Annotated in this window: 12 protein-coding genes; 4 read left to right on the top strand and 8 right to left on the bottom strand. The window is 62.7% G+C overall.

Annotated elements, in window-relative coordinates; translation table 11 throughout:
- Positions 1-79 precede the first annotated feature (79 nt).
- The 3 genes from recJ to NVV93_RS14250 all read right to left on the bottom strand — a co-directional run bounded on the left by recJ (position 80) and on the right by NVV93_RS14250 (position 3,746).
- Entirely contained in the window at positions 80-1,792 is a 1,713-nt protein-coding gene (gene recJ / locus NVV93_RS14240; protein WP_258251289.1) for a single-stranded-DNA-specific exonuclease RecJ, read from the bottom strand.
- Between the two features lie 148 nt (positions 1,793-1,940).
- Positions 1,941-2,480 carry a YaeQ family protein gene (locus NVV93_RS14245; protein ID WP_258251290.1) on the bottom strand — a complete coding sequence of 180 codons (540 nt, stop codon included), beginning with the start codon at positions 2,478-2,480 and terminating at the stop codon, positions 1,941-1,943.
- A 120-nt stretch (positions 2,481-2,600) separates the two neighbouring features.
- A complete protein-coding gene (locus NVV93_RS14250; protein WP_258251291.1) occupies positions 2,601-3,746 on the bottom strand; it encodes a diguanylate cyclase in 1,146 nt (381 codons plus the stop codon).
- A 216-nt stretch (positions 3,747-3,962) separates the two neighbouring features.
- Between NVV93_RS14250 and NVV93_RS14255 the strand changes: the two genes are divergently transcribed.
- The 3 genes from NVV93_RS14255 to NVV93_RS14265 all read left to right on the top strand — a co-directional run bounded on the left by NVV93_RS14255 (position 3,963) and on the right by NVV93_RS14265 (position 6,759).
- Positions 3,963-5,159: a CaiB/BaiF CoA-transferase family protein gene (locus tag NVV93_RS14255; protein WP_258251292.1), complete on the top strand. Its 1,197-nt coding sequence runs from the start codon at positions 3,963-3,965 to the stop codon at positions 5,157-5,159.
- Between the two features lie 31 nt (positions 5,160-5,190).
- Complete coding sequence (locus NVV93_RS14260) at positions 5,191-5,973, top strand: ABC transporter substrate-binding protein (RefSeq protein ID WP_258251293.1); 783 nt, start codon at positions 5,191-5,193, stop codon at positions 5,971-5,973.
- Positions 5,974-6,063: 90 nt separating this feature from the next.
- A complete protein-coding gene (locus tag NVV93_RS14265; RefSeq protein ID WP_258251294.1) occupies positions 6,064-6,759 on the top strand; it encodes an endonuclease I family protein in 696 nt (231 codons plus the stop codon).
- Between the two features lie 187 nt (positions 6,760-6,946).
- Here NVV93_RS14265 and thrC read toward each other — a convergent pair whose 3' ends face one another.
- From thrC to xerD, 4 genes are all read right to left on the bottom strand, one after another.
- Entirely contained in the window at positions 6,947-8,356 is a 1,410-nt protein-coding gene (gene thrC / locus NVV93_RS14270; RefSeq protein WP_258251295.1) for a threonine synthase, read from the bottom strand.
- 11 nt (positions 8,357-8,367) lie between these two features.
- A complete protein-coding gene (locus NVV93_RS14275; protein WP_258251296.1) occupies positions 8,368-9,672 on the bottom strand; it encodes a homoserine dehydrogenase in 1,305 nt (434 codons plus the stop codon).
- Positions 9,673-9,784: 112 nt separating this feature from the next.
- Positions 9,785-10,510, bottom strand: coding sequence for a DsbC family protein (locus tag NVV93_RS14280; RefSeq protein WP_258251297.1), 726 nt, complete (start codon positions 10,508-10,510; stop codon positions 9,785-9,787).
- Between the two features lie 93 nt (positions 10,511-10,603).
- On the bottom strand, positions 10,604-11,500 hold the full coding sequence (xerD, locus tag NVV93_RS14285; RefSeq protein WP_258251298.1) for a site-specific tyrosine recombinase XerD: 897 nt from the start codon (positions 11,498-11,500) through the stop codon (positions 10,604-10,606).
- A 294-nt stretch (positions 11,501-11,794) separates the two neighbouring features.
- On the opposite strand from xerD, the gene NVV93_RS14290 reads away from it, so the two are divergent.
- A complete protein-coding gene (locus NVV93_RS14290; protein ID WP_258251299.1) occupies positions 11,795-12,469 on the top strand; it encodes a hypothetical protein in 675 nt (224 codons plus the stop codon).
- Positions 12,470-12,561: 92 nt separating this feature from the next.
- Here NVV93_RS14290 and rplS read toward each other — a convergent pair whose 3' ends face one another.
- Positions 12,562-12,912, bottom strand: a complete 351-nt coding sequence (rplS, locus tag NVV93_RS14295; protein WP_258251300.1) for a 50S ribosomal protein L19 — start codon at positions 12,910-12,912, stop codon at positions 12,562-12,564.
- Between the last annotated feature and the right edge of the window lie 18 nt (positions 12,913-12,930).

Below are 12,930 nucleotides of genomic sequence, written 5' to 3' on the forward strand. Positions count from 1 at the left end.
GGGGCAGCCCTTCTTGTTGTAATTGGCTAGCTCACAAGGTAGCGAGCCAACCTGCCGTGGCGCAGCGGGGATTTCCGCCTTAGCGCGGGGCGATATGGGCAATCAGCAGCTGGACGGTCTCCTGGCCACGGAATTCGTTGACGTCGAGCTTGTAGGCCAGCTCGACCCAACGCACCGTCGGGTTCGGCCAGAGCTCGCGGTCGATGCCAAAGGCGATGCCATCCAGCTGCACCGAACCGCACTCACTTTTGAGCACTACCTTCAGATGCCGCTCGCCAACGATGCGCTGCTGCACCAGTTGGAACACGCCATGGAACAGCGGCTCGGGGAAGTGCTGACCCCAGGGCCCGGCGTTGCGCAGCTCCTTGGCCAGCGGCAGATGGAACTCCTCGGCGGCCAGCGCGCCGTCCGACAGCAGCCGGCCGGTGAGATCGTCCTCGCTAAGCTGACGGCGCACTTCGCTGTCGAACGCCGCGGCGAACGCGCCGAAATGCTCCTGCGGCAGCGACAGCCCGGCGGCCATGGCATGCCCGCCAAACTTAGAGATCAGCCCCGGATGCTTGGCCGCCACCGCGTCCAGCGCATCGCGAATATGCAAGCCCGGCACCGAGCGAGCCGAACCCTTGAGCACGCCGTCGCCAGCATCGGCAAAGGCAATCGCCGGGCGGTGGTAACGCTCCTTCAGGCGCGAGGCGAGGATACCGATCACGCCCTGGTGCCAGTCGGCCTCGAACAGGCACAAACCGAACGGCAGGTCTTCCAGCGGCAGGTCCTTGAGCTGGGCCAGCGCCTCACGCTGCATGCCTTGCTCAATGGTCTTGCGGTCCTGATTGAGCTGGTCGAGTTGCACCGCCATGTCGCGGGCCACGCCTTCGTCCTCGCAAAGCAGGCATTCGATACCCAGGCTCATGTCGTCCAGGCGCCCCGCGGCATTCAGGCGCGGACCGAGGATAAAACCGAGATCGGTGGAAGTAATCCGCCCGTGCTGCTTGCCAGCCACTTCGAGGATCGCCCGCAGGCCGGGCCGTGCGCGGCCAGCGCGGATCCGCGCCAGGCCCTGGTGAACGAGGATGCGGTTGTTGGCATCCAGCGGCACCACGTCGGCGACGCTGCCCAGCGCCACCAGATCGAGCAGCTCGCCGAGGTTCGGTTCGGTACGTCCGTTGGCGAACCAGCCGAGCTCACGCAGGCGCGCGCGCAGGGCCAGCAACACGTAGAAGATCACCCCGACGCCGGCCAGCGCCTTGCTCGGGAAGTCACAGCCGGGTTGGTTGGGATTGACGATGGCGTCCGCCGCCGGCAGCTCAGGACCGGGCAAATGGTGGTCGGTGACCAGCACCTTGAGCCCGGCCGCCTTGGCCGCCGCCACGCCATCGACGCTGGAAATGCCGTTGTCGACGGTGATCAGCAGCTCGGGCTGACGACCGAGGGCCACCGCGACGATTTCCGGGGTCAGGCCGTAGCCGTACTCGAATCGGTTCGGCACCAGATAGTCGACCGCCGCCGCGCCAAGCATGCGCAGGCCGAGCACGCCGACCGAGCTGGCGGTGGCGCCGTCGGCATCGAAGTCGCCGACGATGAGGATGCGCTGGCGCTGTTCGAGGGCCTGCACCAGCAGGTCGACCGCCGCCTCGATGCCTTTCAGCTGCTGCACCGGGATCAGCCGCGCCAGACCCTTGTCCAGCTCGGCGGCGGACTGTACGCCACGGGCGGCGTACAGGCGGGTCAACAGCGGCGGCAGATTACCCAGATCGGGCAGCGTGGCGGGAAGCGGGCGGGATTCGATGCGCATGGATGTTTTTTATCTTGTAGCTCGTAGGGCGGGTGCAACCCGCGCGATTTGGATGCGGCGGGTTACACCCGCCCTACAGATACGTAGTCCCAGGACGGAGCGTCCAGGGCTGCATTCCCACGCGGAGCGTGGGAACGATCAAAGCGCTTTAGCGCTCGCCGTGCAGCCACTCCAGGGGGATTTCGTGCTGACCACGCTCGTCGGTGATGAACAACTCACCGTCGCTGATCATCACACTCCAATTGATCGAACGCGGCAGGTCGCGGGCGAGGTTTTCCAGGGCGTCCTGATCAACCGCTACGACATTGATGTTTTTCAGGTTGCGCACGCTGTCGAGCACTTTGGTCTGCCACACGCGCAGGCTGCCGTAGGCGACCAGGCTGAACTTCTCGGTGCGCCGCGAGCACCAGGTGATGCGATCGGCGTCCGGCTGGCCGACCTCGATCCAGTGCAGCACGCGGTCGTCGAGGCTCTTTTCCCACAGCGCCGGCTCATCGACATCCGACAGGCCACGACCGAAGCCCAGCTGCTCGCCGTACCACAGGACGTAGGCGATCAGGCGCGCGGCCAGACGCTCTTCGGTTTCCGAGGGATGCTTGGCCACGGTGAAGCGCAGGGTCTGGTAAACGCTGCGATCGATATCGGTAAGGTTGAGGTCGACTTTGTAGGGCGTGGCTTGCAGGGCCATGGGCGGGCTTCTTGGGCTGTACGAATGGGCCGCAAGTCTACCCCGAATTCACCTCCCGAAGCCTGCCACGATCTTGCTTGACGCCATCTCGGCGACACGCAGCAGCTCGTCAACAGCCGCTCAGGGCGTCTCCTGGTAAACCTCAACCCGGTTGCGCCCCGCCGCCTTGGCTGCGTAGAGCGCCTGGTCGGCGAGCGACAACAGGCGGGTCAGCTCGTGGTCGGCCTGGGCGGCATCAGCGATGCCGATGCTCACGCTGAGTTGTGCGCCGGCGAGGAACGGCAGCTCGGCAAACTCCCGACGCACCCGCTCGGCCAGCACCAGGCCCACGCCATGATCCGCATCGGCCAGAAGGCAGGCGAACTCCTCGCCGCCGATCCGCGCGCAGACGTCCTGCTGCCGGCTACGGCTGCTGAGAATCTGACTGAAGGCGGTCAGCGCCTGGTCGCCGACGGCATGGCCGAAACTGTCGTTGAGGCGTTTGAAGTAGTCGAGGTCGCACAGCAGCACCACCGCCGGCCGCTGCGTCCGCTTGCTTTCAGCGAGCAGTTGCCCAGCGCTGTGGATGAAAGCCCGGCGGTTGCCGATGCCGGTCAGCGGATCGCGCAGCGCGGCGCTCTTGTAACGCAACTCGGCGCGCTCCTTGACCATCGCCAGGGTGACGAAGGAGATGCCGATTGCATACAGCAGCGTCTCCAGCACCACCACGGCGAAAAACGCATTGCCTTGGGACACCGTGTCGAACGGCATGCCGCGGTCGAACACCGCGCGCACCGAATAGAACCCGGCATGGAACAGCAACAGCACCAGCGCCGGTCGATAGTCCACCTCCAGCTGCGCGCGGCTACGCCACAGCTCGAACGCGCCAAGCGCGGCGTATGTCGCCATGGTCAGCGACCCGACCAGCACCCGCAGGGCCAGCGACTGGTAGAACATCGGCACCAGGCAGAGCAGCAGCCAGAGCACCGCGCCAGCCAGCACGCCCGGCGAATGGATACGCCGCCCGGTGAAGACCCGCAGCGCGGTCCAGTTCAACGCGGCGCTCAGATGGAGAGCGACGTTACCGGCCAGGATCGACACGAAGTCCAAGCCCTGGCCGCGCAAGCTAACCAGCACCGTGCCCAGGGTGCCCAGCAGTAGCGCCGTCGCCAGGTAGCCCAGGGTCGCTTCGCGCCGACCGCGGCTCCACGCGTGCAGCATCAACACACCGACCAACAGCAGGATGTAGATATCCATGACCACCAGCGTCGGGATACTCAGCTGCATGGCTGGGCACGGTCGACGGAGCGGAAGCAGGAAATGGCGATGCGCGTGGGCATGAGAAATGCGAAACGAATGGCACTAAGCAGAGGTCCTCACTCTACGTGGCCTGTTCCGCTGCCGCCAGCAGCGCCATCAAAAAGACATCACCTGACGCGCTGTTCTCACCGAGAAGCGCGGGTTAGAGTCGCCGGACCTGTTTCGCTGGATGGAATTGAAGAGATGGACAGCGCCAAACCCCTCGCCGGCCTGAAGGTGGTCGAACTCGGCACCTTGATCGCCGGCCCGTTCGCCGCGCGGATCTGTGCCGAGTTCGGCGCCGAGGTGATCAAGGTCGAGTCGCCCGATGGCGGCGACCCGCTGCGCAAGTGGCGCAAGCTCTACGAGGGCACCTCGCTGTGGTGGTTCGTGCAGGCGCGCAACAAGAAGTCGATCACCCTCAACCTCAAGCACGAACAGGGCCGCGAGGTGCTGAAGCAGCTGCTCGCCGAAGCCGACATCCTGATCGAGAACTTCCGCCCCGGCGTGCTGGAGAAGCTCGGCTTCGGCTGGGAGGTGTTGCATGCGCTGAACCCCAAGCTGGTCATGGTGCGCCTGTCCGGCTTCGGCCAGAGCGGGCCGCTGAAGGACCAACCGGGCTTCGGCGCGGTCGGCGAGTCGATGGGCGGGCTGCGCTACATCACCGGCTTCGAGGATCGCCCGCCGGTGCGCACCGGCATCTCCATCGGTGATTCGATTGCCGCACTGTGGGGGGTGATTGGCGCGCTGATGGCGCTGCGCCACCGCGAGGTCAATGGCGGTCAGGGCCAGGTCGTCGATGTGGCGCTGTACGAAGCGATCTTCGCGATGATGGAGAGCATGGTCCCGGAGTTCGACGTGTTCGGCTTCATCCGCGAGCGCAGCGGCAACATCATGCCCGGCATCACCCCGTCGTCCATCCATACCTGTGCCGACGGCAAGCACATCCAGATCGGCGCCAACGGCGACGCGATCTTCAAGCGCTTTATGCACGCCATCGGCAGGGCTGATCTGGCTGATGATCCGAGCCTGGCCGGCAACGACGGCCGCGATGCGCGCCGCGACGAACTCTACGGGGTGATCGACCGCTGGGCCGCCAGCCTGCCACTGGTCGAGGTGGAAACCCTGCTGACCCGCGCCGAAGTGCCGGCCAGCCGCATCTATTCGGCCGCGGACATGTTCGCCGACCCGCAATTTCTGGCCCGCGAGATGTTCCTCTCCGCCAAGCTGCCGGACGGCAAGCCGTTCAAGATGCCGGGGATCGTGCCCAAGCTCTCGGATACCCCAGGCGATGTCGCCTGGACCGGCCCCACACTCGGTGAACACAACGCCGACGTCCTCGGCGCGCTGGGCTACAGCGCGGATCAAATCACCGCGTTACGGGCAGCTGGCGCACTCTGAGCCCCGTCGTTCAACTCGGAAAGGATTGCCGATGCACAAACCCACCGCACTGCCGCTGGCCGCGCTGCTCTACCTCTGTCTGTGTGGCAGCCTCGAGTTGCCGGACGAGATGCCCGCCGGCACGCCGCTGCATTTCGCCGAGGAAGCCAATTGGCCGCCGTTCACCCAGGAAGCTCACGGCATGGCCAGCAATGGCCTGTCCTACGAGCTGCTGCAACTGATCGGCAAGCGCCTGCAACGGCCGACGGACCTCGAGCTGCTGCCTCAGCAACGCCTGATGCAGAAGCTGCGGCATGGCGAAAAAGACGGCGTGACCATGATCAGCAGCAACGCCGAACGCGCCGGCTACCTGGCGTTTTCCGAACCGGTGCTGAACAAGCGCGGCTATCTCTACTACAACGTCGAACGCCCGCTGCCCCTCGAGTTCAGCGAATGGCGCGACCTGCAGGGGCTGCTGATCGGCATCGTCATCGGTCACAACTACGGCGAAGAGTTCGAGAAGGCACGCCGCGAGCTGCCGCTGCAGGTGTTCGAGGTGGTCTCAGTGCAGCAGCTATTCCAGATGGCCCTGCTCGGCCGGCTCGACGCTTTCCTCGCCATCGACCTGACCGCTCAGGAGTTGAACGAACAGCCAGCCTACAAGGACCACATCGTGCATGCCGCGCGGCCGTATATGCAGAGCAGCTACCACCTCGGGCTGTCGCGTCAGTCGCCCGCGGTGCGCTTGCTGCCACAGATCAACCAGGCGATCACCGAGCTCAAGGCCAACGGTGAGCTGGAGCAGCTGTTGAAGCGCTACGGCATCCGCCCCTGAGACGGCCTTTGGCCACTGCTGGCCAGCACCTTGCCAGTCTTGGCAAACCGCTCTATCTCGCTATGATGCGGCGCTTTTGGACGATTCCGCATGCGCGTCAGCAGTACCTTCGCCGCCCTGCTTCTGCTCTGCTCCACCGCCACCCTTGCCGATCCTCCGCGCACGTTCAGCGAAGCCAAGAAAATCGGCTGGAAGCTGTATGGCCGGCAATCCGTCGAGTTTTACTGCGGCTGCAAATTCCGCGGTCACCGCGTTGACCTGAAAAGCTGCGGTTACGTGCCGCGCAAGAACCCGCAGCGCGCTGCGCGCATCGAGTGGGAACATATCGTCCCGGCCTGGCAAATCGGCCATCAACGCCAGTGCTGGCAAACCGGCGGGCGCAAGAACTGCACGAAGAACGACAAGGTCTACCAGCGCGCCGAGGCCGACCTGCACAACCTGGTGCCCGGCATCGGCGAGATCAACGGTGATCGCGGCAACTTCGCCTACGGCTGGCTACCGCAGTCGCCCAACCAATACGGCGCCTGTCCGGTAGTGGTCGATTTCCGCGCCAAACTGGCGATGCCACGCAAGCAGGTGCGCGGCATGATCGCCCGCACCTATCTGTACATGAGCGACCGCTACCGCCTGCGCCTGTCGAAGCAAAACCGGCAGCTCTACGAAGCCTGGAACCGCGAGTACCCCGTCGAAACCTGGGAACGCCAGCGCAATCAACAGGTCGGCTGCGTGATGGGCTGGGGCAATCCCTTCGTCGGCGGCTTCGACAAGCGCTCCTGCCCCAGCTGACCCGCTTTTTTGCAGGAGCGAATTCATTCGCGATCCGACAATAGTCGAGGCACTCCATCCCGAACAAATTCGTAGCCCGGATGTAATCCGGGGACTTATCGCGATGGTTCCCCGGATTGCATCCGGGCTACGAGGAAAGCATAAAAAAGGCCGGCAAATGCCGGCCTTTTTCTCGTCTCGCGGTGCCTTACAGCGGCTTGCCGCGATTGCCGTGCTGGCTGACGAAGGCCTGGATGGTCTTCAGCTCATTGGCCAGGACGGTGCAACGCTCTTCACGCTGGAACAGGTCGGCCAGGTGCGGCGGCAGCGCTGGAGCCGCGCCAACCCCAGCCTTCTCTACCGCCTCGGGGAACTTGACCGGATGGGCGGTGCCGAGAATGACCATCGGGATGGCCAAGCTGCGGCGGCACTCGCGCGCGGCCCGCACGCCAATTGCGGTGTGCGGATCAAGCAGCTCGCCGCACTCCTGATAGACGTCGGCGATGGTCTCGCAGGTCTGCTCGTCGTTCACTGCCAGCGAGTCGAACAGCTTGCGCGCTTCGGTCCAACGCTCCTGTTCGACGCTGAAACCGCCACCCTGCTTGAAGGTCTCCATCAACCCGGCAATCGCCGCACCATTGCGACCGTGCAGGTCGAACAGCAGGCGCTCGAAGTTGGACGAAACCATGATGTCCATCGACGGCGACAGGGTCGGGTGCAGGGTGTCCTTGACGTACTGATTACCGCTCATGAAGCGGTGCAGGATGTCGTTGCGGTTGGTGGCGACGATCAACTGGCTGATCGGCAGGCCCATGTTGCGTGCCAGGTAGCCGGCGAAGATGTCACCGAAGTTACCGGTTGGCACCGAGAACGCCACCGAGCGGGCCGGGCCGCCAAGCTGCAGGGCCGCGTGGAAGTAGTAAACGATCTGGGCCATGATCCGCGCCCAGTTGATCGAGTTGACCGCCACCAGGCGGGTACCCTTGAGGAAACCCTGGTCGGCGAAGCTGGCCTTGACCATCTCCTGGCAGTCGTCGAAGTTGCCTTCCACGGCGATGTTGTGGATGTTCTCGCCGAGGATGGTGGTCATCTGCCGGCGCTGCACTTCGGATACCCGGTTGTGCGGATGCATGATGAAGATGTCGACGTTCTCGCAGGCCTTGCAGCCTTCAATCGCCGCCGAGCCAGTATCGCCGGAGGTCGCGCCCATGATCACCACGCGCTCGTTGCGCTTGGCCAACACGTAGTCGAGCAGACGACCGAGCAACTGCAGGGCGAAATCTTTGAACGCCAGAGTCGGGCCGTGGAACAGCTCGAGCACCCACTCGTTGCCGTTCAGTTGACGCAGCGGCGCCACGGCGTTGTGAGCAAAAACGCCGTAGGTTTCTTCGAGAATCTTCTTGAAGTCGGCATCCGGAATGCTGCCCGTCACGAACGGACGCATCACCCGGAAGGCCAGCTCGTGGTACGGCAGGCCAGCCCAGGAAGCGATTTCTTCCTGGGTGAAGCGCGGCAGGTTTTCCGGCACATACAAGCCACCGTCGCTGGCCAGACCGGCGAGCAGGACGTCTTCGAAATTCAGGGCCGGTGCCTGGCCGCGGGTACTGATATAGCGCATGTTTTTCTACCTCAGACCAGTTGCTCGACGCGGATCCGCACGACGCTGCCAACTACATCGTCGAGGGCTTCCAGGGCGCTGATCGCTTTGTTGATGTGGGTCTCGAGCACGCGATGGGTGACCAGGATCATCGGCACCAGGCCGTCGTGCTCCTCGGCTTCCTTCTGCATGATCGACTCGATATTGATACCGCCCGCCGAGAGGATACTCGCCACCTGGGCCAGCACGCCCGGATGATCCTTGGCCTGGATGCGCAGGTAATAGGCGCTCTCGCAGGCACTGATCGGCAGAATCGGGTGGTCGGACAGCGAATCCGGCTGGAAGGCCAGGTGCGGCACACGGTTGGTCGGATCGGTGGTCAACACGCGAACCACATCGACCAGGTCGGCGACCACCGAGGAAGCGGTCGGCTCCATGCCGGCGCCGGCGCCGTAGAACAAGGTGCTGCCGGCGGCATCGCCATTGACCATCACGGCGTTCATCACGCCGTTAACGTTGGCAATCAGGCGGTCGGCCGGAATCAAGGTCGGATGCACGCGCAGCTCGATGCCGGCGTCGGTGCGGCGTGCCACACCGAGGTGCTTGATGCGGTAGCCCAGCGCTTCGGCGTAGTTGACGTCGGCGGTGGTCAGCTTGGTAATGCCTTCGGTGTAGGCCTTGTCGAACTGCAGGGGAATGCCGAAAGCGATCGAAGCAAGAATGGTCAGCTTGTGCGCGGCGTCGATACCTTCGACATCGAAGGTCGGATCAGTCTCGGCATAGCCGAGCGCCTGGGCTTCCTTGAGTACGTCATCGAAGGCCCGGCCCTTCTCGCGCATTTCGCTCAGGATGAAGTTGCCGGTACCGTTGATGATGCCGGCCAGCCAGTTGATGCGGTTACCGGCCAAGCCTTCGCGGATCGCCTTGATCACCGGGATGCCCCCGGCGACGGCGGCTTCGAAGGCGACAATCACGCCCTTCTCGCGGGCCTTAGCGAAGATTTCATTACCGTGCACGGCGATCAGCGCTTTATTGGCGGTGACCACGTGCTTACCGTTGTCGATGGCCTTGAGCACCAGCTCGCGGGCGATGGTGTAACCACCGATCAGCTCGATGACCACGTCAATGTCCGGATTGCTGGCGACGTCGAACACGTCATGGGTAATCGGGGTGCCGGTAATATCGCACTGCGGGTTCTGCGAACGCAGCGCAATCTGCGCCACTTCGATGCCTCGCCCAGCACGTCGCGCGATTTCCTCGGCGTTGCGCTTGAGCACATTGAACGTACCGCCACCAACGGTACCCAGCCCACAGATGCCAACTTTGACCGGTTTCACACTGAACTCCCATCTGCACTGCGTAAAACGGCCGAGCAATGCCCGGCCGTGAATGAAGGAGCCGCACCTTACGAAGCGGCCGACTAATAGTCAATCTGCCACAGGCCGCGAATTACTTGGCTTCGAGGGCCAGTTTGGCCAGCTGCGGCGCCGGCTGATAACCCGGAATCATCTGCCCGTTGGCGAGGACAATGGCCGGAGTGCCTTGCACACCGATCATTTGCCCCAGCGCAAATTGCTTGGCCACCGGATTGTCGCACTTGGCCGCCGGCAACTCTTCACGCGACTTGGCCTGGTTCATCGCTGCCTGGCGGTCTTTCGAGCACCAGACGCTGACCAAGGTGTTGTAGCCATGGCTACCGACGCCTTGTCGCGGGAAAGCGACGTAACGCACTTCGACGCCCTGACGGTTAAGTTCGGCCACTTCGCTGTGCAGCTTTTGGCAATAGCCACAGTCGGTATCGGTAAACACGGTGATGTGGGTTTTCGGCTCTTTCGGCGCGAAAACCACCATTTCACTGGTTGGAATGGCATTGATCTCCTTGGCCACACCACGGCTTTCCGCCTGCTCGGTGAGGTTGATCGCCTGGCCATCCTTGTACTGGTAGAGATAGCCCTGCATGAGGAATTGTCCGTCAGCACTGGCATACAGCTGGCGGCCGCCCTTCAGATGCACTTGGTAAATACCGTTCATCGGGCTTTCCGCGATCGCTTCAATTGGCAGATCGGGTTGCAACGCCTTCAAGGTGCTGCGGATGGCTTGATCGGGATCAGCGGCCAGAGCGGCAGCGCTGACCAAGCCGAAAGCGGCTGCAGCGAAAATTCGGGTCACGCGCATGGGTACTCCTGTCGAGCGGGCGAACGGGTATTGCGGGTGGATGCAGACTACCACAGATGCCCGGATTGGCCGACCGCAGCAGGTCGGAGCCACTCAACCGCGTGGATGATGCTGCGCATGCAGTTCTTGTAAGCGCGCCTTGGCGATGTGGGTATAAATCTGCGTAGTGGACAGGTCGCTGTGGCCAAGAAGCATCTGCACCACTCGCAGGTCGGCACCATGATTCAGCAGGTGAGTGGCAAAGGCATGCCGCAACGTATGAGGCGACAGCGCCTTACCGATTCCGGCGACGCTGGCGTGGTGCTTGATCCGATGCCAAAAGGTCTGCCGGGTCATCTGTACCCCACGCAGGCTCGGAAACAGCACATCACTGGGCTTGCCATCGAGCAGGAACGGCCGCGCCTCGCGCATGAAACGCTCGATCCACACCATCGCCTCTTCACCCAAGGGCACCAGGCGCTCCTTGCTGCCCTTGCCGAACACCCGCAAGACGCCTTGCCGCAGGTTGACCTGCTCGAACGTCAGGCTGATCAATTCGGTAACCCGCAAGCCACAGGCATACAGCACTTCGAGCATGGCGCGGTCGCGCAGGCCAATCGGATCGCTCAATTCCGGAGCGGCGAGCAGCGCTTCAACATCCGCCTCGGAGAGTGATTTAGGCAGCGGCCGGCCGATCTGCGGCAAATCGACCTGCAAGGTCGGATCGTCAGCGATCAAGCCTTCGCGCAACAAATAGCGATAGAAACCGCGTACCCCGGACAAAAAACGCGCCGTCGATCGCGCGACATACCCTTCGTTGAGGCGCCAGGCGAGATGATCGAGAAGCACCTCGCGGCCAGCCACGGGCAACTCCAGATCTCGGGCCTGCAACCAACCATTGAAATGCGCGAGATCGCTGCGATAGGCCGCACGGGTATGCGCGGACAGGCCTTTCTCCAGCCAGAGGGCATCAAGGAAGCGATCGATTAGTGGATGATCCAAAGCAGGCATGTCGGAAACTGCATCAACAGGAAGGCGGCGGTAGTCTTTCACAGCTCGGCCATCGGCGGCCAGGCAGCGATCTTGCTATCTGTCTACAAGGCATTGAGCGGTGCAGAAATCATCAAAAACGCCATTGAATGATTGCAGCGAGAACCCCACAAAAGGCAGTCGATGACCGTTTGTCGTCATGGGTTTAGCCGCAGGACCAAACTGCTCGTCACCCTATCTTTGGTCTGGTGACAGGCCCAATCGCGATACGCATCATGCTTCCACATAACAACGTGCGCACCGCAGATTCAGCCTATGTCCGACCAACAGAACTCCCGCCTCGGTCAGATTCTCCTCAGTAAAGGCTTAATCAGCCGCCAACAACTGGATGCAGCCATACGCCTGCAACTGGCCAGCCATCAACGGCTGGGCGAAGTTCTTATCGCGCAAGGCCTGCTGAACGAACGCCAACTGCATAAAGCGCTGAAAAAACAAACCAATTTGCGCCTGGCCGCCACGCTGGTCGCCGCATTGTTCAGCCCGTTCCAAGCGGCAAATGCCGATATCCAGCGCCTGCAACCCAGCGTCAGTCGCCAGGAAGCCCCTCGCGGACTGAAACCCCTGAGCGATCCGGAAATGAGCACGGTCAGTGCACGCGGCCTGGACGACAGCTTGGAGGGTTTGTTCCTTCGCGCGGAAAATGGCGATGGTGTTGTGACGGTCAAACAGCTCGTCAAACTGATCATGCCGGTGTTAGACAGCCTGGACGCTGAAACTTCGCTACATGACGTACGCTATGACACCAATACGTTGGCACCCCAACTTAACGCCGACGGCTCACTCAACGTGCGCCTGCCCAGCTCTATCGGCGAGCTACGCTTCGACAACATCCGCGTGACCGGTGCAGCGCCGCAGCAAAACTTTGGCAGCGTGGCCCTTAGCGAAATCGATCTCTCGCAGGCGAGCTTGAAAATCAGCCTGCGCCCGTAACGAGGAACGGGACCCGAAGGTGCCGTTCCTATTCAAATCGCAGATACAAAAAAGCAGCCAGAAGGCTGCTTTTTTCATCCAGGAAAAGGCAATTAAGCCAGTTTTTCCTTGATGCGCGCTGCCTTGCCGGACAGGTCGCGGAGGTAGTACAGCTTGGCCTTGCGCACGTCACCGCGACGCTTGACAGCCAGGCTGTCAACCAGCGGGCTGTAAGTCTGGAAAGTACGCTCTACGCCTACACCGCTGGAGATTTTACGAACAGTGAAAGCACTGTTCAGACCGCGGTTGCGCTTGGCAATTACTACGCCTTCGAATGCCTGCAGACGCTGACGGTCGCCTTCCTTCACTTTCACCTGAACGACAACGGTGTCGCCCGGGGCAAAGGTCGGGATTTCCTTGCTCATCTGCTCAGCTTCGATCTGCTGAATGATCTTGTTGGTCATGCTGTGCTCCTAAGACCG

This window comes from Pseudomonas sp. LS44 (genome assembly GCF_024730785.1).
In the GTDB taxonomy this organism is placed as follows: domain Bacteria; phylum Pseudomonadota; class Gammaproteobacteria; order Pseudomonadales; family Pseudomonadaceae; genus Aquipseudomonas.